Origin of the sequence: Pseudomonas sp. IT-P2 (genome assembly GCF_949767575.1) — a bacterium.
Classification (GTDB): Bacteria; Pseudomonadota; Gammaproteobacteria; order Pseudomonadales; family Pseudomonadaceae; genus Aquipseudomonas; species Aquipseudomonas pharyngis.
Map to the genome: position 1 here is coordinate 342,279 of NZ_CATKQA010000011.1, position 23,929 is coordinate 366,207.

15 protein-coding genes are annotated in these 23,929 nt (G+C 61.5%); 10 read left to right on the forward strand and 5 right to left on the reverse strand.

Annotation, left to right across the window (positions count from 1 at the left end; genetic code table 11):
• Nucleotides 1–66 precede the first annotated feature (66 nt).
• Nucleotides 67–492, reverse strand: a complete 426-nt coding sequence (locus ACM6JM_RS08410) for a YciI family protein (RefSeq protein ID WP_064596264.1) — start codon at nucleotides 490–492, stop codon at nucleotides 67–69.
• Between the two features lie 270 nt (nucleotides 493–762).
• On the opposite strand from ACM6JM_RS08410, the gene tpx reads away from it, so the two are divergent.
• From tpx to ACM6JM_RS08445, 7 genes are all read left to right on the forward strand, one after another.
• On the forward strand, nucleotides 763–1,263 hold the full coding sequence (tpx, locus tag ACM6JM_RS08415) for a thiol peroxidase (protein ID WP_074690905.1): 501 nt from the start codon (nucleotides 763–765) through the stop codon (nucleotides 1,261–1,263).
• 175 nt (nucleotides 1,264–1,438) lie between these two features.
• A complete protein-coding gene (locus ACM6JM_RS08420; protein WP_074690906.1) occupies nucleotides 1,439–2,746 on the forward strand; it encodes an MdtA/MuxA family multidrug efflux RND transporter periplasmic adaptor subunit in 1,308 nt (435 codons plus the stop codon).
• Nucleotides 2,743–5,835, forward strand: a complete 3,093-nt coding sequence (locus ACM6JM_RS08425; protein ID WP_039772386.1) for an MdtB/MuxB family multidrug efflux RND transporter permease subunit — start codon at nucleotides 2,743–2,745, stop codon at nucleotides 5,833–5,835. The genes ACM6JM_RS08420 and ACM6JM_RS08425 overlap by 4 nt, the downstream gene beginning before the upstream one ends.
• A gap of 112 nt (nucleotides 5,836–5,947) precedes the next feature.
• Entirely contained in the window at nucleotides 5,948–9,055 is a 3,108-nt protein-coding gene (locus ACM6JM_RS08430; protein WP_414881657.1) for an efflux RND transporter permease subunit, read from the forward strand.
• Nucleotides 9,052–10,521 carry an efflux transporter outer membrane subunit gene (locus ACM6JM_RS08435; protein WP_414881658.1) on the forward strand — a complete coding sequence of 490 codons (1,470 nt, stop codon included), beginning with the start codon at nucleotides 9,052–9,054 and terminating at the stop codon, nucleotides 10,519–10,521. The genes ACM6JM_RS08430 and ACM6JM_RS08435 overlap by 4 nt, the downstream gene beginning before the upstream one ends.
• Before the next feature lie 312 nt (nucleotides 10,522–10,833).
• Nucleotides 10,834–12,915: a putative bifunctional diguanylate cyclase/phosphodiesterase gene (locus tag ACM6JM_RS08440; RefSeq protein ID WP_103387328.1), complete on the forward strand. Its 2,082-nt coding sequence runs from the start codon at nucleotides 10,834–10,836 to the stop codon at nucleotides 12,913–12,915.
• 85 nt (nucleotides 12,916–13,000) lie between these two features.
• Entirely contained in the window at nucleotides 13,001–13,747 is a 747-nt protein-coding gene (locus tag ACM6JM_RS08445) for an SDR family oxidoreductase (RefSeq protein ID WP_039772394.1), read from the forward strand.
• Between the two features lie 144 nt (nucleotides 13,748–13,891).
• On the opposite strand, the gene mapR is transcribed toward ACM6JM_RS08445, so the two are convergent.
• The 3 genes from mapR to ACM6JM_RS08460 all read right to left on the reverse strand — a co-directional run bounded on the left by mapR (nucleotide 13,892) and on the right by ACM6JM_RS08460 (nucleotide 17,389).
• On the reverse strand, nucleotides 13,892–15,301 hold the full coding sequence (mapR, locus tag ACM6JM_RS08450) for a GntR family transcriptional regulator MpaR (protein ID WP_039772397.1): 1,410 nt from the start codon (nucleotides 15,299–15,301) through the stop codon (nucleotides 13,892–13,894).
• Nucleotides 15,302–15,514: 213 nt separating this feature from the next.
• Entirely contained in the window at nucleotides 15,515–16,945 is a 1,431-nt protein-coding gene (gene ccoG / locus ACM6JM_RS08455) for a cytochrome c oxidase accessory protein CcoG (RefSeq protein ID WP_414881659.1), read from the reverse strand.
• A 195-nt stretch (nucleotides 16,946–17,140) separates the two neighbouring features.
• Nucleotides 17,141–17,389, reverse strand: coding sequence for a DUF3203 family protein (locus tag ACM6JM_RS08460; RefSeq protein WP_007952135.1), 249 nt, complete (start codon nucleotides 17,387–17,389; stop codon nucleotides 17,141–17,143).
• A gap of 123 nt (nucleotides 17,390–17,512) precedes the next feature.
• Between ACM6JM_RS08460 and ACM6JM_RS08465 the strand changes: the two genes are divergently transcribed.
• On the forward strand, nucleotides 17,513–18,049 hold the full coding sequence (locus ACM6JM_RS08465; protein WP_039768121.1) for an MgtC/SapB family protein: 537 nt from the start codon (nucleotides 17,513–17,515) through the stop codon (nucleotides 18,047–18,049).
• Here the strand turns inward: ACM6JM_RS08465 and ACM6JM_RS08470 are convergent, their stop codons facing one another.
• The gene (locus ACM6JM_RS08470) at nucleotides 18,050–18,208 is read right to left on the reverse strand and encodes a hypothetical protein (protein ID WP_165369575.1); all 159 of its coding nucleotides are present in this window, start codon (nucleotides 18,206–18,208) and stop codon (nucleotides 18,050–18,052) included. It abuts the gene before it with no gap.
• Between the two features lie 216 nt (nucleotides 18,209–18,424).
• On the opposite strand from ACM6JM_RS08470, the gene ACM6JM_RS08475 reads away from it, so the two are divergent.
• Nucleotides 18,425–20,422, forward strand: a complete 1,998-nt coding sequence (locus ACM6JM_RS08475) for an alpha-1,4-glucan--maltose-1-phosphate maltosyltransferase (protein ID WP_414881660.1) — start codon at nucleotides 18,425–18,427, stop codon at nucleotides 20,420–20,422.
• A gap of 165 nt (nucleotides 20,423–20,587) precedes the next feature.
• Complete coding sequence (gene treS / locus ACM6JM_RS08480; protein ID WP_414881661.1) at nucleotides 20,588–23,929, forward strand: maltose alpha-D-glucosyltransferase; 3,342 nt, start codon at nucleotides 20,588–20,590, stop codon at nucleotides 23,927–23,929.

Genomic DNA, 23,929 nt, shown 5'->3' on the forward strand with positions numbered 1-23,929 from the left:
AGTCCTCGTGTCTCGCTCAGTCGTCACCGGCCTTACGGAAAATGCTGACGTGCTCGATTCGGGGCTTCAGTGTTTTTTGGCTTGCTCGCGTATGCGTTCTTCCTGCTCGCGCAGTTCCGGGGTGAACTCGGCGCCGAAATCTTCCGCGCTGAACACCTGGCGAATCTCGATTTCCGATTCAGTGCCCGGCATGGGGTTCGGGCAACGCTTGACCCACTCGATGGCTTCCTCTTTGGACTTCACGTCCCAGATCCAGTAACCGGCGATCAACTCTTTGGTCTCGGCGAACGGGCCGTCGATCACGCTACGTTTTTCGCCACTGAAACGTACGCGGGCGCCTTTGCTGCTGGGATGCAGACCGTCGGCTGAAACCAGGATGCCGGCCTTGGCCAGCTCTTCGTTGTAGTTGCCCATGTCGGTCAGCAATTGCTCGCTGGGCATCACGCCGGCTTCGGAGTCGTGGCTGGCTTTGACAATGATCATGAAGCGCATGGTGTTTCTCCGCAGGTGAGTGAGGGATTCATGGCTTAGTCGAACGGCCTGGGTCTGAATCGACAGGTCGTTAAAGAAAAGACGCAGACTTGCGTTTTAACAAGCATCACCCTCTTTGAGAGCGGGGATGTGGGGCTACTGGAGAATGTGTATCCAGTTTTGCGTGCCAGCACATGACAATTTCAGTCCAGGCATAGGTCGTCGGACAATTTCGTGGTTAACTTCTGCCTCTTGCATGCTTTCCCAACAACGTTAAGAAGGACTCCGTTCATGGCTCAAGTCACGCTGAAAGGCAACCCGGTTCAAGTCAACGGCCAACTGCCACAAGCCGGTTCCAAGGCGCCAGCCTTTTCCCTGGTAGCCGGCAATCTGTCCGACGTCACCCTGAAAGACTTCGCCGGCAAGCGCAAAGTGCTGAACATCTTCCCAAGCGTCGACACCCCGACCTGCGCCACCTCCGTGCGCAAGTTCAACGCTCAGGCCAACGACATCAGCAACACCGTGGTGCTGTGCATCTCGGCTGACCTGCCGTTCGCCCAGGCTCGTTTTTGCGGCGCCGAAGGCCTGGAAAACGTACAAAACCTGTCGACCCTGCGCGGCACCGAGTTCCTCGAGAACTACGGCGTGGCCATCGCTGACGGCCCGCTGAAAGGCCTGACCGCCCGTGCGGTGGTTGTTCTGGACGAAAACGACAACGTCCTGCACAGCGAACTGGTCAAGGAAATTGCCGAAGAGCCTGACTACGAAGCGGCGCTGTCCGTTCTCAAGTAAGCGCTTTTACAATTGTTAACGGCCTGGCCCTGTCCAGGCCGTTTTCATTTGTGTATCAGTGTTTTGCCTCACACCTTGAAACGTAAGTGGAAGGTAAATTGCCGGTAAAGCTGCTTTGCTAAATCCCCACCAGTGCTTATCGTTCAGCCTCCCGTAAAAGAAGCCCACGCGCCCAATGGTTAATCACTCCATGCAATCGTCTTCCCGAAACTCCCGTCGCTGGCTGTTGAGCCTGCTTGTCCTGCTGGTCATTGCCGGTCTGTGCTGGAAATTCTGGCCCGCCGGTTCGACCCACAAGGAGGGCGGCGAGAAGGCGCAGGCCGGCCATACCGGCCGTTCGGGGATGATGCGTCCGGGCTTCGGCGGCGCGGCCGGGCCGATTCCGGTACGCGTGGCGCCGGCGGTCACCGGGGACTTCCCGCTGTACTACAAGGCCCTGGGCACGGTGACGGCGCTCAACACTATCAATGTGCGCAGTCGGGTCGGTGGCGAACTGGTGAAGATTTATTTCGAGGAAGGGCAAATGGTCAAGGCCGGTGACCTGCTGGCGGAGATCGACCCGCGTCCGTACCAGAACGCCTTGCTCCAGGCGGAAGGCACCTTGCTGCAGAATCAGGCGCAGTTGAAGAACGCCCAGGTCGATGTCGAGCGCTATCGCGGCCTGTACAAGGAAGACAGCATCGCCAAGCAGACGCTGGACACCGCCGAAGCGCTGGTCGGCCAATACCTCGGCACCGTGAAAACCAATCAGGCGGCGGTCAACGACGCCAAGCTCAATCTCGAATTCACCAAGATCCGCGCACCGATTGCCGGTCGCGTCGGCCTGCGTCAGCTTGACGTCGGCAACCTCGTGGCGGCCAACGACACGACCTCCCTGGCGGTGATCACCCAGACCCAACCGATCAGCGTCGCCTTCACCCTGCCGGAAAACAGCCTGGAAACCGTGCTCGCCCGCTACCGCAGCGGCGCCAAACTGCCGGCGGAGGCCTGGGATCGTGGCGACACCAAACTGCAAGCCACCGGTGTGCTGCAAAGCCTCGACAACCAGATCGACGTGACCACCGGTACCCTGAAATTCAAGGCGCGCTACGAGAACCGCGATCAGTCGCTGTTCCCCAACCAGTTCGTCAACGTTCACCTGCTGGCCGACACCTTGAAAGGTGTGGTGCTGGCGCCGTCCGCCGCCATCCAGTTCGGCACCAACGGCACCTTCGTTTACGCGCTGGACGGCGACAAGAAAGTCACCATCCGCCAATTGAAGATCGGTGCCAGCGACGGCGAAAACACGGTGGTCACCGAAGGTCTTGCCGCCGGCGACCGGGTGGTGCTGGAAGGCACCGACCGTCTGAAGGAAGGCAGCGAAGTGGAAGTGGTCAACGACAGCAAGGATGTGCCGACCACCCCGACCGAGCACCTGCAAGGCAAGTCCGCCGCCACTGCGCCTGACGCCGCCGTCACTGACAAGGCCAAGAAGGGCGCATGAACATTTCGCGTCTGTTCATCCTCCGCCCGGTCGCCACCACGCTGAGCATGCTGGCCATCGTGCTGGCCGGTCTGATCGCCTATCGCCTGCTGCCGGTTTCGGCCTTGCCGCAGGTGGATTACCCGACCATCCGGGTCATGACCCTGTATCCGGGCGCCAGTCCGGACGTGATGACCAGTGCCGTCACCGCGCCGCTTGAGCGCCAGTTCGGGCAGATGCCGGGCCTCACGCAAATGGCCTCGACCAGTTCCGGCGGCGCGTCGGTGCTGACCCTGCGGTTCAGCCTCGACATCAACATGGACGTCGCCGAACAGCAGGTGCAGGCCGCGATCAACGCCGCGACCAACCTGTTGCCGACCGACTTGCCCGCGCCGCCGGTGTACAACAAGGTCAACCCGGCGGACACCCCGGTGCTGACCCTGGCCATCACCTCGAAAACCATGTTGCTGCCCAAACTCAATGATCTGGTCGATACGCGCATGGCGCAGAAGATCGCCCAGATCAGCGGCGTCGGTATGGTCAGCATTGCCGGCGGTCAGCGTCAGGCGGTGCGGATCAAGGTCAACCCGGAGGCCCTCGCGGCCAACGGCCTGAACCTGTCGGACGTGCGCACGCTGATCAGTGCGTCCAACGTCAACCAGCCCAAGGGCAACTTCGACGGCCCGACCCGGGTGTCGATGCTCGACGCCAACGACCAGCTGACGTCGCCCAAGGATTACGCCAACCTGATCCTGGCCTACGCCAACGGTGCGCCGCTGCGGCTCAAGGATGTCGCGCAGATTGTCGACGGCGCCGAGAACGAGCGTCTGGCGGCATGGGCCAACCAGAATCAGGCCGTTCTGTTGAACATTCAGCGTCAGCCGGGCGCCAACGTGATCGAGGTGGTCGACCGGATCAAGGCGCTGCTGCCGAGCATCACCGACAACCTGCCGGCCGGTCTCGACGTGGTCGTGCTGACCGACCGCACCCAGACCATCCGTGCCTCGGTCACCGACGTGCAACATGAATTGCTGATCGCCATCGCACTGGTGGTGATGGTGACGTTCCTGTTCCTGCGGCGCGCCAGTGCCACGATCATTCCGTCGGTGGCCGTGCCGCTGTCGCTGATCGGTACGTTCGGCGTGATGTACCTCGCTGGCTTCTCGGTCAACAACCTGACGCTGATGGCACTGACCATCGCCACCGGTTTCGTAGTCGACGATGCGATCGTGATGCTGGAGAACATCGCGCGTTTCATCGAGGAGGGTGACAGCCCGATGCAGGCGGCGCTCAAGGGCGCGAAGCAGATCGGTTTCACCCTGATTTCCCTGACCCTGTCGCTGATCGCGGTACTGATTCCGTTGCTGTTCATGGCCGACGTCGTGGGGCGGTTGTTCCGCGAATTCGCCATCACCCTGGCGGTAGCGATCCTGATTTCCCTGGTGGTCTCGCTGACCCTGACGCCGATGATGTGCGCGCGTCTGCTCAAGCGTGAGCCGGAAGCACATGAGCAGGGCCGTTTCTACCGCGCCAGTGGCGCGTTCATCGACTGGATGATCGCCGCTTACGGCCGCAAGTTGCAGTGGGTGCTCAAGCACCAGCCGCTGACTCTGCTGGTGGCCATCGGCACGCTGGCCCTGACCGTGTTCCTTTATATGGTGGTGCCCAAGGGCTTCTTCCCGGTGCAGGACACCGGGGTGATCCAGGGCATTTCCGAAGCACCGCAGTCAATTTCCTTTGCCGCCATGGGCGAGCGTCAGCAGGCGCTGGCCAAGGTGATTCTGGAAGATCCGGCGGTAGAAAGCCTGTCGTCCTACATTGGGGTCGACGGTGACAACGCCACGCTCAACAGCGGTCGGTTGCTGATCAACCTCAAACCCCATGGCCAGCGTGATCTGACGGCGACCGAAGTGATTGCCCGCCTGCAACCGCAGTTGGACAAGCTTGTCGGCATCCGTCTGTTCATGCAGCCGGTGCAGGACCTGACCATCGAAGACCGCGTCAGCCGCACCCAGTATCAGTTCAGCATGTCGTCGCCGGATTCCGAATTGCTCAGTCTGTGGAGCGGCCGTCTGGTCGAGGCTCTGGCCCAGCGCCCGGAACTGACTGACGTCGCCAGCGACTTGCAGGACAAGGGTTTGCAGGTGTTCCTGGTGATTGACCGCGACGCCGCTTCACGGCTGGGCGTGTCGGTGTCGAACATCACCGATGCGCTGTACGACGCGTTCGGCCAGCGGCAGATCTCGACCATCTACACCCAGGCCAGTCAGTACCGCGTGGTGCTGCAGGCTCAGGCCGGGGAGAAGATCGGCCCGCAGGCGCTGGATCAGATTCACGTCAAGACCACCGATGGCGGTCAGGTGCGGTTGTCGAGCCTGGCCCACGTCGAGGAACGGCAGGCGCAACTGGCGATTACCCACATCGGCCAGTTCCCGGCGGTGATGATGTCGTTCAACCTCGCACCCGGCGTGGCGCTGGGGCATGCGGTGGACATCATCGAGCAGGTGCAGAAGGACATCGGCATGCCGATCGGCGTGCAGACCCAGTTCCAGGGCGCCGCCGAAGCGTTCCAGGCGTCGCTGTCGAGCACCTTGCTGCTGATTCTGGCGGCGGTAGTGACCATGTACATCGTGCTCGGCGTGCTCTACGAGAGCTACATTCACCCGATCACCATTCTGTCGACCTTGCCGTCGGCGGCGGTCGGGGCGTTGCTGGCGTTGCTGCTCAGTGGCAATGACCTGGGGATGATCGCGATCATCGGCATCATCCTGCTGATCGGTATCGTGAAGAAGAACGCGATCATGATGATCGACTTCGCCCTCGACGCCGAACGCACTCAGGGCATGGCGCCGGAGCAGGCGATTTATCAGGCCGCGCTGTTGCGCTTCCGGCCGATTCTGATGACGACGCTGGCGGCGCTGTTCGGCGCAGTGCCGCTGATGCTGGCCACCGGTTCCGGTGCTGAATTGCGTCAACCGCTGGGTCTGGTGATGGTCGGCGGGTTGCTGGTGAGTCAGGTGCTGACCTTATTCACGACGCCCGTGATTTACCTGGCTTTTGATCGGTTGGGACGGCGTTGGGCGAAGTCCGGCACAGGAGAGGTTGCGTGAAGGGCGACGTGAATACAGCTGCAAGCGTCAAGCTTCGAGCTGCAAGAGAAAAGCGGACTCGGAACAGGTTTTTAGCTTGCGGCTTGCAGCTTGCCGCTAGTGGTTGCCACCTATGAATCTTTCGGGTCCTTTCATCAAGCGCCCCGTGGCAACCATGCTGCTTTCATTGGCGATCATGCTGCTGGGCGGTGTGAGCTTCGGCCTGCTGCCGGTGTCGCCGCTGCCGCAAATGGACTTCCCGGTGATCGTGGTGCAGGCCAGCCTGCCCGGCGCCAGTCCGGAGGTCATGGCGTCCACCGTGGCCACGCCGCTGGAGCGCTCGTTCGGCGCCATCGCCGGCGTCAACACCATGAGCAGCCGTTCCAGCCAGGGCTCGACCCGGGTGATTCTGCAATTCGACCTCGATCGCGACATCAACGGCGCAGCGCGGGAAGTGCAGGCGGCGATCAACGCTTCGCGCAACCTGCTGCCGAGCGGGATGCGCAGCATGCCGACCTACAAGAAGGTCAACCCGTCGCAGGCACCGATCATGGTGCTGTCGCTGACCTCGGACGTGCTGGAAAAAGGCCAGCTCTATGACCTGGCGTCGACCATCCTGTCCCAAAGCTTGTCCCAGGTGCAGGGCGTCGGTGAAGTGCAGATCGGCGGCAGCTCTTTGCCGGCGGTGCGCATTGAACTCGACCCCCAGGCGCTGAACCAGTACGGCGTGGCCCTGGACGATGTGCGCAAGACCATCGCCGAAGCCAATGTGCGCCGGCCCAAGGGCTCGGTCGAGGACGACCAGCGCCTGTGGCAGATCCAGGCCAACGACCAGTTGGAGAAAGCCAAGGATTACGAATCGCTGATCATCCACTACAACGGCGGCGCGGCCCTGCGTCTGAAAGACGTGGCCAAGGTCAGCGACGGCGTGGAAGACCGCTACAACAGCGGTTTCTTCAACGACGACGCGGCTGTGTTGCTGGTGATCAACCGCCAGGCCGGCGCCAACATCATCGAGACGGTCAACGAGATCAAGGCGCAGTTGCCGGCGTTGCAGGCGGTGCTGCCGGCCAGCGTCAAACTGAACCTGGCGATGGATCGCTCGCCGGTGATCAAGGCCACCCTGCACGAAGCGGAAATGACCCTGCTGATCGCCGTGGCGCTGGTGATTCTGGTGGTGTTCCTGTTTCTCGGCAATTTCCGTGCGTCCCTGATTCCGACGTTGGCGGTGCCGGTGTCGCTGGTCGGCACCTTTGCGGTGATGTACCTCTACGGCTTCTCGCTGAACAACCTGTCGCTGATGGCGCTGATTCTCGCCACCGGGCTGGTGGTGGACGACGCCATCGTGGTGCTGGAGAACATTTCCCGGCACATCGACGAAGGCGTCAAACCGATGAAGGCCGCGTACCTCGGGGCCAAGGAAGTCGGGTTTACCTTGCTGTCGATGAACGTCTCGCTGGTGGCGGTGTTCCTGTCGATCCTGTTCATGGGCGGGATCATCGAAAGCCTGTTCCGCGAGTTCTCCATCACCCTGGCCGCGGCCATCGTGGTGTCGCTGGTGGTTTCTTTGACGCTGACCCCGATGCTCTGCGCCCGCTGGCTCAAACCCCATACACCGGGCGAGGAAAACCGCCTGCAACGCTGGAGCCGCCGCACCAACGACTGGATGGTCGGCAAATACGCCACCAGCCTCGACTGGGTGTTGCGTCACCGGCGCCTGACATTGCTGAGCCTGATCATCACCGTCGGGGTGAACGTCGCCCTCTATGTGGTGGTGCCGAAAACCTTCATGCCGCAGCAGGACACCGGCCAGTTGATCGGTTTCGTGCGCGGTGACGACGGTCTGTCGTTCAGTGTGATGCAGCCGAAAATGGAGACCTTCCGGCGCGCCGTGCTCAAGGACGCAGCGGTCGAGAGTGTCGCCGGGTTCATCGGTGGCACCAACGGCACCAACAACGCCTTCATGCTGGTGCGCCTGAAACCGATCAAGGAGCGCAATATCTCGGCACAGAAGGTCATCGAGCGCCTGCGCAAGGAAATGCCCAAGGTGGCCGGTGCGCAGTTGATGCTGATGGCCGACCAGGACCTGCAATTCGGCGGCGGCCGCGAGCAGACCACTTCGCAGTACAGTTACATTCTGCAAAGCGGTGATCTGGGTGAGCTGCGCGAGTGGTACCCGAAAGTGGTCACCGCGTTGCGGGCCTTGCCCGAGCTGACCGCCATCGATGCCCGCGAAGGCGCGGGTGCGCAGCAGGTGACATTGATCGTCGACCGCGATCAGGCCAAACGCCTGGGCGTGGACATGGAAATGGTCACAGCGGTGCTCAACAACGCTTACAGCCAGCGGCAGATTTCCACGATCTACGACAGCCTTAACCAGTATCAGGTGGTGATGGAGGTCAATCCGAAATACGCTCAGGACCCGGTGACGCTCAAGCAGGTCCAGGTGATCACCGCCGACGGTGCGCGGATTCCGCTGTCGACTTTCGCTCATTATGAAAACAGCCTGGAAGACGATCGCGTCAGCCACGAAGGCCAGTTTGCTTCCGAGAGCATTTCCTTCGACATGGCCGAAGGTGTGACGGTGGAGCAGGGCAGCGCCGCCATCGAACGGGCGATTGCCAAGCTCGGTCTGCCGGAAGACGTGATCGTGAAAATGGCCGGCACCGCCGATGCCTTCGCCGCTACCCAGAAGAGCCAGCCGTTCATGATCCTCGGTGCGCTGCTGGCGGTGTATCTGGTGCTGGGCGTGCTGTATGAAAGCTACATTCATCCGCTGACGATTCTGTCGACGCTGCCTTCGGCCGGGGTCGGTGCCTTGCTGTCGATCTATGTGCTGGGCGGCGAGTTCAGCCTGATCTCGCTGCTCGGGCTGTTCCTGCTGATCGGCGTGGTGAAGAAGAACGCGATCCTGATGATCGACCTGGCGCTGCAACTGGAACGTCATCAAGGCATGGCGCCGCTGGAGTCGATCCGCAGCGCCTGTCTGCAACGTTTGCGGCCGATCCTGATGACCACGCTGGCGGCGATCCTCGGCGCCTTGCCGTTGCTGCTCAGCCGGGCCGAAGGCGCGGAAATGCGCCAGCCGCTGGGCCTGACCATTATCGGCGGGCTGATTTTCAGCCAGGTGCTGACCCTTTACACCACGCCTGTGGTTTACCTCTATCTCGACAAGTTGCGCCATCGTTTCAACAAATGGCGTGGCGTGCGCACCGATGCCGCTCTGGAAACTCCGCTATGACTGACCGTTCGCTTATCAATCTGGCCACTGTCCGCGGCTCGCGCCTGCTGAGCCTGTCGCTGTGCGTGGCGATGCTCAGTGCCTGCGCCGTCGGCCCGGACTACCAGCGCCCGCAGACCGCCGAAATCGCCCAGTACAAGGAAGCCGAAGGCTGGCGTCAGGCCAACCCGAGCGATTCCCTGGCACGCGGCGCGTGGTGGGAGCTGTATGGCGACCGTCAGCTCAACCAGCTGATCGAGAAACTCAACAGCTCCAACCAGACCGTCGCCCAGTCCGAGGCCCAGTACCGTCAGGCCCAGGCGTTGGTGCGCAGTGCGCGCGGAGCGTTTTATCCGAGTATTGATCTGAGTGCCGGCAAGACCCGTTCCAGTCAGGGTACCGGTAGCAGCAGTTCAAGCTTGAGCAGTTCCTCCAGCGGTATTCGTGACACCTACAACGCGCAACTGGGCGTGAGTTGGGAAGCGGATGTCTGGGGCAAGTTGCGTCGCGGCCTGGAAGCCAATGAGGCCAGCGCTCAGGCGAGCTATGCCGATCTGGCGGCGATGCGTTTGAGCCAGCAGTCGGAGCTGGTGCAAAACTACCTGCAATTGCGGGTGATCGATCAGCAGAAACGCCTGCTCGAATCGACAGTGGCGGCTTACGAGCGCTCGTTGAAAATGACCATGAACCAGTACAACGCCGGGGTTTCCGGGCGGGACGCGGTGGCGCAGGCGCAGACCCAGCTGAAAACCACTCAGGGTGATCTGGTGGACCTGATCTGGCAACGGGCGCAGTTCGAAAACGCCATCGCGGTACTGACCGGCCAGCCCCCCGCCGAATTCAATATTGCCGAGACCCAGGACATTCCCAAGCTGCCGCAGATTCCGCTGAGCCTGCCGTCGCAGTTGCTCGAGCGCCGTCCGGACATCGCCTCGGCGGAGCGCTCGGTGATTGCCGCCAACGCCAACATCGGCGTGGCCAAGGCCGCGTATTACCCCGACTTCAGCCTGAGCATGAGCGGCGGCTACAGCAGCAGTACCTCGCAGAATCTGATCAGCCTGCCGAACCGCTTCTGGTCGGTCGGGCCGAAAATGACTTTGCCGCTGTTCGACGGCGGCATCCGTTCGGCCGAAGTCGACCGCACCGAAGCGGTGTACGACCAGACCGTGGCCAAATACCGCCAGACCGTGCTCGACGGTTTCCGCGAGGTGGAAAACTATCTGGTGCAGTTGAAGGTGTACGAAGACGAAGCGGTCGTGCGCCAGGAAGCCCTCGATGCGGCACGGGATTCGTTGCGTCTGACGGAAAACCAGTACAAGGCCGGGGTGATTGCTTATCTCGATGTGGTGACGGTGCAGGCCACGGCGTTGAGTAATGAACGCACTGTCCTGAATATCCTGCAGAGCCGTTTGATTGCCAGTGTGCAGTTGATTGCGGCGCTGGGCGGTGGGTGGGATGGGCAGTTGGAAACCACTGATAACCGCTGACGTGAAGTCATGATCGTTCCCACGCTCCGCGTGGGAATGCAGCCCGGGACGCTCCGCGTCCCTTCCAGAGCCGAACGCGGAGCGTCCGTTGAGGCATTCCCACGCAGAGCGTGGGAACGATCTGCCGGCGAGGCGGACGATCTTCTCAAGACCCTGAATCAGAGCCTTGCCCGACGATCAAACAAGCGTTTCATCGGGTTGATGGCCATTTGATTACTTTGTCAGTGCGTTCTTCTGCGCAATCAGTACAATCGGCGCATTTGGCCCCGCGGAGAACGGACGCAGTACGGCGGGGTGGTCACGAGAATTCCCATGCTCATCGGTAGCTACTCCTTCACGCTGGTTTTCATTTCGCTGTGTGTGGCGATCCTCGCTTCCTACACCGCGCTCGATCTCACCGGGCGCATTGCCACTGCCAAGGGCCGCGCCGTGCATTTATGGACGGCCGGCGGGGCGTTTGCCATGGGCATCGGCGTCTGGTCGATGCACTTCATTGGCATGCTGGCGTTCAAGCTGCCGATCAGCCTCGGTTACGACATTTCGATCACGGCGCTTTCATTGCTGATCGCCGTGCTGTCCTGCGGTTTCGCGCTGTGGCTGGTCAGTCAGCCGAAACTGCCGGCCTGGCAACTGGCCTTTGGCGCGTTGATCATGGGCGCCGGCATCAGCGCCATGCATTACACCGGCATGGCCGCGATGCGCATGCAGCCGGGCATCGACTACGATCCGACACTGTTCGGCGCCTCGTTGCTGATCGCTGTCGGCGCTTCGGCGGCAGCGCTGTGGATCGCCTTTCGCCTGCGTCAGCATTCGCCTTACGTGCGGCTGTTTCGGGCCGGGGCGGCGATTGTCATGGGCGTGGCGATTGTCGGCATGCACTACACCGGCATGGCGGCGGCGCGGTTTCCTGATGGCAGTTTTTGCGGCGCGGCACTCAGCGGCCTGAACGGCAACGGCCTCGACAATCTGGTGCTGATCACCACGCTGGCGGTGCTGGCCATTGCGCTGCTGACCTCGATTCTCGACGCCCGCCTCGAAGCCCGTACGGCTGATCTGGCCCATTCATTGACCGTGGCCAACCGCGAACTCACCCAACTGGCGCTGCACGACACCCTGACCGGCCTGCCGAACCGCATGTTGCTGGACGACCGGATCAATCAGGCGATGAAAAAGGTCAACGAGCAGGGCGGCTGTTTTGCGCTGATGTTCATCGATCTGGACGGCTTCAAACCGGTCAACGACGCTTTCGGTCACCACATGGGCGATCAGTTGCTGCGCGAAGTGGCGGTGCGTCTGCGCGAAGACTTGCGCAGCCTCGACACGCTGGCGCGGATCGGTGGCGATGAGTTTGTCCTGCTGGTGCGCCTGACCGAACCCAACGATGCACTGGGTCTGGCGGCGCGTCAGGTCGGCTTGATCGCCCGGTCGTTCCGGGTCGCCGAGCATGAGTTGCAGATTTCCGCCAGCGTCGGCATTGCCCTGTACCCCGGCAACGGGGAGAGCGCCCAGGAACTGCTGATGAATGCTGACGCCGCGATGTACCACGCCAAGGGCGGCGGCAAGAACGGTTACAGCTTCTTCGACGTTTCGATGAACAGCAACGCGCGCAAGCAACTGCAATTGCTGCAGGACTTGCGGGCGGCGCTGGAGCATGGCGAGTTCAGCCTGCATTACCAACCCAAATTTCATGCGGCCGACGGTCGTCCGGTCGGTGCCGAAGCCTTGTTGCGCTGGGAACATCCGACCCAGGGCATGCTGATGCCGGACAAGTTCATCGATCTGGCGGAGAAGACCGGACTGATCATTCCGATTGGCGAGTGGGTGCTCAATGAGGCCTGCCGGCAGATGCGCGAGTGGTACGTACTGGGCTACACCGACTGGCGGATTGCGGTGAACCTGTCGGCGTTGCAGTTCTGCCATGCAGGGCTGGTAAGCAGCGTGGCCAAGGCCCTGGCCACCCACCATTTACCGGCCAACAGCCTGACCCTGGAAATCACCGAAACCACCGCCATGAGTGACGCCGATGCGAGCATGACGGTGTTGCAGGAACTGTCCGACATGGGCGTCGACCTGTCCATCGACGACTTCGGCACCGGTTATTCGAGCCTGATGTACCTCAAGCGTTTGCCGGCCAACGAGCTGAAGATCGATCGCGGTTTCGTCCGCGATCTGGAACACGACAGCGATGACGCGGCCATCGTCTCGGCGATCGTCGCCCTCGGTCAGGCGCTGGGGCTGCGCATCGTGGCTGAAGGCGTGGAAACCGATTCGCAGCAGGATTTCCTGACGCAACTGGGCTGCGATTCGCTGCAGGGTTATCTGCTCGGTCACCCGATGCCGGCGGATCGCTTCCTGCAGGACATCGTGCGCGGCAAACAATTGGCGGTGAGCTGAGCCGCTAATCGCAGGTCATGCAAAACCCTGCAATGACGGTTATTCTTGCCCCGACTGTTACGTGTGCATCGGGGGAAAGGCCAGCATGGATAAAGTCATTGTGATCACCGGCGGTGGTCGTGGAATCGGCGCCGCCACCGCGCTGTTGGCTGCCGAGCAAGGCTATCGGATCTGCATCAATTACCAGACCGACGAACAGGCCGCTCACCACGTGCTGGACCAGGTGCGTGAGCGCGGCGCCACAGCCATCGCCGTGCGTGCCGACGTCAGTATCGAAGACGAAGTGATTGCGCTGTTTCACCGGGTCGACACCGAACTGGGCCGCGTCACCGCCCTGGTCAACAACGCCGGCACCGTGGGGCAAAAATCCCGGGTCGACGAAATGTCCGAATTCCGCATTCTCAAAATCATGAAAACCAATGTGCTGGCGCCGATCCTCTGCGCCAAGCACGCGATTCTGCGCATGTCGCCCAAACACGGCGGGCAGGGTGGCAGCATCGTCAACGTCTCCTCGGTCGCCGCGCGGCTGGGCTCGCCGAATGAATATGTCGATTACGCGGCGTCCAAAGGCGCGCTGGATACGTTCACCATCGGTCTGTCCAAGGAAGTGGCGGGCGAGGGGATTCGGGTGAATGCGGTGCGTCCAGGTTACATCTATACCGACTTCCACGCCTTGAGCGGCGACCCGGATCGGGTCAGCAAGCTGGAGTCCGCGATTCCGATGGCCCGGGGCGGGCGGCCGGATGAAGTGGCGGAGGCGATTGTCTGGTTGCTGTCGGACAAGGCTTCGTATGCCACGGGGACTTTCGTCGATCTCGGCGGCGGCCGTTAATGATCGTTCCCACGCTCCGCGTGGGAATGCAGCCCAGGACGCTCCGCGTCCCCTCCAGAGCTGGAACGCGGAGCGTCCCTTGAGGCATTCCCACGCGGACGGTTCGACGCCTCGACGTGGGAACGATCAACGATCAGCGGCCACTCAGAACGACCGCACAATCCGCCCCAACGTCTCCATCGCCTTCTCCGCATCCTCGGTCCACGGGCTGCCGTAGTTCAGTCGAATGCAATTTCTGAAGCGCTGGGTCGGCGAAAAGATCGGCCCCGGCGCAATGCTGATGCCCTGCGCCAACGCCATCTGAAACAACTTCAACGAATCCATCTGCGGTGGCAGTTCCAGCCACAGAAAATAACCGCCGGCGGGTTGGCTCACGCGTGTCTGCGCCGGGAAGTAGCGGGCGATGGCCGCGAGCATGGCGCTTTGCTGTTCTTCCAGGGCGTAGCGCAGTTTGCGCAGGTGACGGTCGTAGCCGCCGTGTTGCAGGTAGTCGGCGATGGCCGCTTGTGCCGGCATCGAGGCGCACAGCGAGGTCATCAGTTTCAGTCGTTCGATTTTCTGTGCGTAGCGGCCGGCGGCGACCCAGCCGATTCGGTAGCCGGGGGCCAGGCTCTTGGCGAACGAGCCGCAGTGCATCACCAGCCCTTCGGTGTCGAAGGCTTTGGCGGGTTTCGGCGCCTGCTGGCCGTAATAGAGTTCGGCGTAGACGTCGTCTTCGATCAGCGGTACCTGATGCTGTTTCAGCAGTTCCACCAGTTCCTGTTTCTTGGCCTCGGGCATGGTCGCGCCCATCGGGTTCTGGAAACTGGTCATGCACCAGCAGGCCTTGATCGGGTGTCGTTCCAGTGTCTGGGCGAGCACGCCGAGGTCGATGCCGTCGCGCGGGTGCACAGGGATTTCCACGGCTTTGAGTTTCAGCCGTTCCAGCACTTGCAGGCTGGCATAGAACGCCGGGGCTTCGATGGCCACCAGATCACCGGGTTCGGTCACAGCTTGCAGGCACAGGTTCAGTGCTTCGAGGGCGCCGTTGGTGATGAGCAGTTCTTCCATCGGCAGCATCAGGCCGCCGACCATGTAACGCAGGGCGATTTGCCGACGCAGTTGCGGGTTGCCCGGCGACATGTCGGTGACCACCATGCGCGGGTCCATCTCCCGGGCGGCGCTGGCCAGTGAGCGGGACAGACGTTGCAGCGGGAACAGGGTCGGGCTGGGGAACGCCGAGCCGAACGGCACGGTGCTCGGGTCCTTGATCGATTCCAGTACCGAGAACACCAGTTCGCTGACGTCGACCTTGGTGGACTCGTTGACCTGACTGCTGATCACCGGCTCCGAGAACGGGCTCGGGGCGTGGGTATTGACGAAGTAGCCGGAGCGCGGGCGGGCGCGGATCAGGCCGCGACGTTCCAGCAGGTAATAGGCCTGGAACACCGTGGACGGGCTGACGCCGTAGGTCTGGCTCGCGTAGCGCACCGACGGCACCCGCTGACCGGGGCCGAGGACGCCGGAGCGGATCAGTTCAGCGATGTCGTCGGCGAATTTTTCGTAGCGTTTCATCGGGGGCCTTGGTGCTGGTTGAATGTGTAGAGTGTCAGGGAAAAGCCCCCTCACCCTAGCCCTCTCCCGGAGGGAGAGGGGACTGAACGAGTTGTTTGTTCGAGTTACGCCGACTTGAAAGTCCGGAGTCGAACTCGGGTTTGCAAGCAACTGAGATCTGCTCCCTTTCCCCCTCGGGGGAGAGGGCTGGGGTGAGGGGGCGATTCTAAGGGATCAGCGATTCATCGGCGCAACAAACCGGCTCTTCGCCACGCTATAAATCCCCGGCTCATCACTGTCGGCAATCTTGAAACTCAAGGTCTGTGAGCTGCTGGCCGGGCGTTCGGAGGTCATCGCCACCGACACCGGCACATCGACGATCTCGCCCGGCGCCAGGCTCAGTTCGGTCTTGCCTTGCAGCTCGAAGCCTTCACCGTCCACCAGCGTCAGGTTGTAGTCCTGCCGCTGCTGGGTCTTGTTGATGACCTTGAGGGTGTAGATGTTTTCAATCTGGCCCTGAGCGTTTTCACGGAACAGGCCACGGTCCTTGGTCACGTCCAGCGAGACCATTGGTCGTTCCACCAACGCCAGGGCGAGGGCGCCGATCATCACCACCAGCACCGCGACGTAGCCGATCAGCCTTGGACGCAGCAGATGCGTCTTGCCACCCTGCAATTCACGCTCGGAGGTGTAGCGAATCAGGCCACGGGGGTAATTCATCTTGTCCATGATCGAGTCGCAGGCATCGATGCACGCCGCGCAACCGATGCATTCCATTTGCAGGCCGTCGCGGATGTCGATGCCGGTCGGGCAGACCTGCACGCACAACTGGCAGTCGATGCAATCGCCGAGGCCGGCTTCGGCCGGTTTCACCTCGCGCTTGCGCGGGCCCCGGTTTTCGCCACGGGCGGCGTCGTATGAAATGGTCAGGGTGTCCTTGTCGAACATCACGCTCTGGAATCGCGCATACGGGCACATGTGCATGCACACCGCTTCACGCAGCCAGCCGGCATTTATGTAGGTGGCGGCGGTAAAGAACAGCACCCAGAACAGGCTGACACCGCCGATCTGCAAGGTCAGCAGTTCTTCGGCCAGCGGCCGGATCGGGGTGAAGTAGCCGACGAAGGTCAGGCCGGTCAGCACGCTGATTGCCAGCCACAGCGTGTGCTTGGCCGCACGCCGCGCCAGTTTGTTCAGGCTCCACGGCGCCGCCTGCAATTTGATCCGCTGGTTGCGCTCGCCTTCGGTGATCTTCTCGCACCACATGAAGATCCACGTCCACGAACTCTGCGGGCAGGTGTAGCCACACCAGACCCGGCCGGCGAACACGGTAATCGCGAACAGGCCGAACGCGGCGATGATCAGCAGCGCCGAGAGCAGAATGAAATCCTGCGGCCAGAACGTCGCGCCAAAGATGTGGAATTTGCTTTCGGAAAGGTCCCAGAGCACTGCCTGACGACCGCCCCAGTTCAGCCACACCGTGCCGAAAAACAACAGGAACAGAAACCCCGCACCACTCATGCGCAAGGTGCGGAACAGGCCGGTGAAGCTGCGGGTGAAAATCTGATTGTCGCTGGTGGCGTGTTTCGCCTTCATTGGGCGCGCCGGGACTTTTTTTATCCGGGGAGATGCTTCTACGGTTCGGACGGGGATTCGTTCGCTCATGGTCGTTCGCTCATCAGCCTCCATCAGGCCAGGGAACTATGAGCGCCGATCTGTTTGCATAACAGACTCAGCTATTTCAATAAAAAGCGTATCAGATGGGCTGTTCTGCCACGCCTGCGACAACTTGAAGCAGCCCGCAGGCCAAGGCGCAAATGCCTATCCCAGACGCCTGCGCCGGTTGTTGATCGAGGTCAGTCAAATCACCGAATCACTGTCGTCGGCCTTCAGGTGTTTGCGCCCATCCCGGGCGCCTGCGACGGTCAACGCATCAGCTTCGGCCTCGGTGACGTAGATGCGCCGTCCTTCCACTTCGACGAACGACATGGCTTTTTCGCTATCGGTCCTGACTTCCAGCGTGTCGCAGATCCGGATTTCCTCACCGTTTTCAACGGTGAAAAAACAGACTTTCGATTCCGGATTGCTTTCATCGATACGAAGGGGCATGGGGTTGTCCTTTTTTCACGGGAGTCTGAATCGTTAGGGTGCGCGGTTCTGCAGATCGTTCTACGCAACCGATTAATGGTCGGCGCTGTCCATCCTTTATCAACTCATAACAAGGACTGGACGATGAACGCCTGGTGGCATGAAGTGTGGGAAACCCTGCAAGCGGAATTCGCCGACATCGGCGATGCGTCGCAGCTGACCCGGATCACCGTGCGCCTGTTGATGGCGGCCATATTGGGCGGGATTCTCGGGTTTGAGCGCGAGCACAAGGGCAAGGCTGCCGGGGTGCGAACGCACATGCTGGTAGCCCTTGGCGCGGCGTTGTTCGTGCTGGTACCGCAATTGTCCGGATCCCAGGCCGATGCCATGAGCCGGGTGGTGCAGGGCGTGATTGCCGGGATCGGCTTTCTCGGCGCCGGCACCATCCTCAAGAATCACGAAGGCGACGAAGGCCACGTCAAGGGCCTGACCACCGCCGCCGGTTTGTGGATGACCGCCGCCATCGGCGTCGCGGCCGGTCTGGGCCGCGAGGCGACGGCGGTGCTCAGTACGTTGCTCGCGTTGGGGATCTTCAGTGTCATGCCGCGGATCGTCAGGGTCTTCGAAAAGGATCACATCGAGAAGGACCGCATCGAGAAAGACCACAACGACCTACGCTGATCAGACGATTACCGGCGGCATGGTCGTCGGCGGTTCTTCCTTGGGCGGTGGCGTGGTGCCAGGCGGCTCCTGTTCGGGAATCGGTTGCGGTTCGGTTTCGGGCAGGGTCGGTTTGTCGATGTTCGGATCGGGTGTTTCAGCGGGAATCGGAATAGTCATCGGGTGAACCTCCGTGTGGCACTTGGCGTGGGACGTGCTTAAGTGGATTGACCACTTCACTGCGAAATCGATCCGATTTTGTAGCGCGGCAAATCCCTGTGAACTTTTCCCGGCGACGGCCGCTCGGAACCTGAGAGAGTTCATCCGGGCCCAGGCCCGACCGTGACCGCCAAACAGGCAAACGAGCGTCCTTGGGGCGTTAAGGAGAGATGCTCAATGACTGCTGAAAAACCTTCCGAACAGAGCTACAACCCGCACATGCCGCTGTCGCAGGCCTTGCTGTTGCCGCGCATCGTCATTGAAAACACCATGCCGACCCTCGACGGCGGGCAGTTTGCCGTCAAGGCGATCGCAGGTCGGGAGATCGTGGTTACCAGCAAGGTGTTCGCTGACGGTCACGACAAACTGGCGGTGCGCATCCGCTGGCGCGAAGAGGGTGACGAGACCTGGCAGACCGAAGTCATGAGCGATCAGGGCAACAATGGCTGGCGCGGTGTGTTTCAGCCGCAGCGCATGGGCCGTTATCTGTTCCTGATCGAAGCCTGGATCGACCAGTTCGCCAGTTTTCAGTACGAACTGGAGAAAAAGCACACCGCCGGCGTCCCGGTCAGCCTCGAGCTGCAAGAGGGACGCACCATGGTGCAGCAGGCCGCCGAGCGCAGCGAAGGTCAGCTCAGCGAACAACTGGCCGGCTTGCACCACGAATTGTCCGGCCTGCTCGAAACCGAGCAGGTCGCGTTGTTTCTGCACTCGCGCAGTGCGCAACTGATGGCCGAGGCCGATCACCGCGCCTACCTGAGCCTCAGTGCGGAATTCCCGGTGGACGTCGAGCGCGAATTGGCGGAATTCGCCAGTTGGTACGAACTGTTTCCCCGCTCGATCACCGACGATCCCGCCCGCCACGGCACCTTCAATGACGTGCACTCGCGCCTGCCGATGATTCAGGACATGGGTTTTGACGTGTTGTACTTCACGCCGATCCACCCGATTGGCCGCAGCCATCGCAAGGGGCGCAACAATTCTCTGAGCGCCGGCCCGGACGATCCCGGCAGCCCGTATGCGATCGGCAGCGAGGAGGGCGGCCACGAAGCGATTCACTCGCAACTCGGCACCCGTGAGGACTTCCGTCGGCTGGTGGCCGCCGCTGCCGAGCATGGTCTGGAAATCGCTCTCGACTTCGCGATCCAGTGTTCCCAGGATCACCCGTGGCTGAAGCAGCATCCGGGCTGGTTCAACTGGCGGCCGGACGGCACGATCAAATACGCGGAGAACCCGCCGAAGAAATACCAGGACATCGTCAACGTCGACTTCTACGCACCGGAAGCGATTCCGAGCCTGTGGGTCGAGCTGCGCGACATCGTGGTCGGCTGGGTGCAGGAGGGCGTGAAGATCTTTCGCGTCGATAACCCGCACACCAAGCCGTTGCCGTTCTGGCAATGGCTGATCGCTGATGTCCGTACGTTGTACCCGGAAGTGATTTTCCTCGCCGAAGCCTTTACCACCCCGGCGATGATGGCGCGGCTGGGCAAGGTCGGGTACACCCAGAGCTACACCTATTTCACCTGGCGCAACACCAAGGCCGAACTGGCGACCTATTTCAGCGAACTCAATGAATCGCCGTGGCGCGAGTGCTACCGGCCGAATTTCTTCGTCAACACCCCGGACATCAACCCGGCGTTTCTGCATGAGTCGGGACGTCCCGGGTTTCTCATCCGCGCCGCGCTGGCGACCATGGGTTCGGGCCTGTGGGGCATGTACTCGGGGTTTGAACTGTGCGAATCGGCGCCGGTGCCGGGCAAGGAGGAATACCTCGATTCCGAGAAGTACGAGATCCGCGTCCGCGACTTCAACCAGCCCGGCAATATCATTGCCGAGATCGCCCAGCTCAACCGCATCCGCCGCCAGAACCCGGCGCTGCACAGCCATCTGGGCCTGAAGATCTACAACGCCTGGAACGACAACATTCTGTATTTCGGCAAGCGCAGTGCGGACGGCAGCAACTTCATTCTGGTGGCCGTCAGCCTGGATCCGCATAACGTACAGGAGGCGAATTTCGAGCTGCCGCTGTGGGAAATGGGCCTGCCGGACGATGCTACCACCCACGGCGAAGACCTGATGAACGGCCATCGCTGGGACTGGCACGGCAAGTACCAGTTCATGCGGATCGACCCGGCATATCAGCCGTTTGGAATCTGGCGCATTACTTCTTCCTGATCGACTTGATCGGTTCCTGATCGTTCCCACGCTCCGCGTGGGAATCCATACCGGGACGCTCCGCGTCCCAAAGCGGACGCAGAGCGTCCATGGCGGCATTCCCACGCGGAGCGTGGGAACGATCAGAAGCAGCTTCGGCTTCAATGAATTCAACAGGAGTTTCACATGGCGAAGAAACCCAAGGCAGCCACCTTTATCAAGGATCCGCTCTGGTACAAGGACGCGGTCATCTATCAAGTTCACGTCAAATCCTTTTTCGATTCGAATAACGACGGGATCGGCGACTTTCCGGGCCTGATCGCCAAACTCGATTACATCGCCGATCTTGGCGTCAACACCATCTGGCTGTTGCCGTTCTACCCCTCGCCACGCCGCGACGACGGTTACGACATCGCCGAATACCGGGGCGTCCACAGCGATTACGGGACGATGGCCGACGCCAAGCGCTTCATTGCCGAAGCGCACAAGCGTGGCCTGCGGGTGATCACCGAGCTGGTCATTAACCACACCTCCGATCAGCATCCGTGGTTTCAGCGGGCGCGCAAGGCCAAGCCCGGCTCGGCAGCGCGGGATTTCTATGTGTGGTCGGATGACGATCAAAAATACGACGGCACCCGGATCATTTTCCTCGACACCGAAAAGTCCAACTGGACCTGGGATCCGGTGGCGGGCCAATACTTCTGGCACCGCTTCTATTCGCACCAGCCGGATCTGAATTTCGACAACCCGCAAGTCATGAAAGCCGTGCTGTCGGTCATGCGTTACTGGCTGGACATGGGCATCGACGGCCTGCGCCTGGATGCGATTCCGTACCTGATCGAGCGCGATGGCACCAACAACGAAAACCTCCCGGAAACCCACGACGTTCTCAAGCAGATCCGCGCCGAGATTGACGCCAATTACCCCGATCGCATGCTGCTGGCCGAAGCCAACCAATGGCCCGAAGACACCCAGCTGTATTTTGGTGACACCGACGCCGAGGGCGTGAATGGTGACGAGTGTCACATGGCGTTCCACTTCCCGTTGATGCCGCGCATGTACATGGCGCTGGCCCAAGAGGATCGCTTTCCGATCACCGACATCCTGCGTCAGACCCCGGAAATCCCGGCCAACTGCCAATGGGCGATTTTCCTGCGCAACCACGATGAGCTGACGCTGGAGATGGTCACCGACAAGGAGCGCGACTACCTGTGGAACTACTACGCCGCTGACCGTCGTGCGCGGATCAACCTTGGCATCCGCCGCCGTCTGGCGCCGCTGATGGAGCGCGACCGCCGCCGCATCGAGTTGCTCAACAGCCTGCTGCTGTCGATGCCCGGCACGCCGACCCTGTATTACGGCGATGAAATCGGCATGGGCGACAACATCTATCTGGGCGACCGCGACGGCGTGCGTACGCCGATGCAATGGTCGATCGACCGCAACGGCGGCTTCTCCCGCGCCGACCCGGCCAGTCTGGTGTTGCCGCCGATCATGGACCCGCAATACGGCTATCAGTCGGTCAACGTCGAAACCCAGGCCGGCGACCCGCATTCGCTGCTGAACTGGACCCGACGCCTGCTGACCGTGCGCAAGCAATCCAAGGCGTTCGGTCGTGGCACCTTGAAGATGTTGTCGCCGGCCAACCGTCGCGTGCTGGCCTACACCCGCGAATACACCGGGCCGGACGGCAAGCACGAAATCATTCTGTGCGTAGCCAACGTGTCACGCAGTGCACAAGCGGTGGAACTCGACTTGTCGGCTTACGTCGGCATGGTGCCGGTGGAAATGCTCGGTGGTAACGCGTTCCCGCCCATCGGCCAGTTGAGTTTCCTGCTGACCCTGCCGCCCTACGGTTTCTACTGGTTCGGCCTGGCGGCGGAAAACCAGATGCCGAGCTGGCACGTGGAACCTGCGCAGAGCCTGCCGGACTTCACCACGCTGGTGTTGAAAAAACGCATGGAAGAACTGCTCGAGGCGCCGTCCCGCGCCACCCTCGAGCAGGCGATCCTGCCGAGCTGGCTGCAGAACCGCCGCTGGTTCGCCGGCAAGGACGCGGCCATCGACCAGGTGAAACTGGCCTACGGCGTGCGCTTCGGCGATGCGCAGCATCCGGTGTTGTTCAGCGAAATCGAAGTGCAGAGCGGCGGGCAGACCAGCCGTTATCAATTGCCGTTCGGCTTCATTGCCGAAGATCAGGTCGGGCCGGCGTTGCCGCAACAACTGGCCCTGGCCCGAGTGCGCCGGGTTCGTCAGGTCGGGTTGATTACCGATGCGTTCAGTCTTGAAGCATTTGTTCGCGCGGTGCTGCAAGGCATGCAGGGCGGTACGGTGCTGGAGTCCAGTGATGGCGAGATCCGTTTCGAGGCGACGCCGCAACTGGAAAAACTCGGCCTCGGCGCGGAATCCGAAGTGCGCTATCTGTCCGCCGAGCAATCCAACAGCTCAGTGGTGATCGGCAACAGTCTGGTACTTAAGCTGATCCGAAAAGTCGCTTCTGGCGTACACCCGGAACTGGAGATGAGCGCTTACCTGACCGCAGCCGGATTTGCCAATATCTCACCGCTGCTGGGTTCGGTGATTCGCCGCGGCGCCGATGGTGAAGACAATCTATTGATGATTGCACAGGGCTATCTGAGCAATCAGGGCGACGCCTGGGAATGGACGCAGAACAACCTCGAACGGGCGCTGCGCGACGAACTGGCTGACGCCGTGTCCGAGCAGGCGCAGCACTACAACGCCTTGGGCGAACTGAAGGATTTCGCCGGCATGCTCGGCCAGCGTCTGGGGGAAATGCATCAGGTACTGGCAGCGCCGAGCGACAACAAGGACTTCGCGCCGCAAGTCAGTTCGGCAAAGGATGCGCAGACGAGCGGCAAGGATGTCGCGGCGCAGGTCGAGCATGCGCTGAAGCTGCTCAAACAGCATCAGGGCGAGCTCGATGCGGCGGATCAGAAGCTGGTCGCTCGTTTGCTCGACAACAAGAAAACCATCCTTGCCCACGTGCAGGAACTGGCCAAGCAATCCGCCGGCGGTCTGCGGATTCGTGTGCACGGCGACCTGCATTTGGGGCAGGTGCTGGTAATCAAGGGCGATGCCTATCTGATCGACTTCGAGGGCGAACCGGCGCGGCCACTGGCCGAGCGCCGTGGCAAGCACAGTCCTTACAAGGACGTCAGCGGAGTGCTGCGCTCCTTCGACTATGCCGCGGCCATGGCGCTGAATGTGCACAACGTCGACAACAGCCCCGAGGCCGAAGCCGCGCGTCGGCGGGTCACGGAGCGTTATCTGCGTGAAGCCCGGGAAGCCTTTCTCCAGGCATATCGTCAGGCAGCAGCTAGTCTTGATCATGCCTGGCAAGATCCTGAAGGTGCCGACGCCGCACTGGCGTTGTTCGGTCTGGAGAAAGCGGCCTACGAAGTGGCCTATGAAGCCGAAAATCGCCCCACCTGGCTGCCCGTGCCGCTGCACGGTCTGTATGGGTTATTGACGGGGCTCAAACCCTTTTCCGATCTTGGTGGAGAGTAG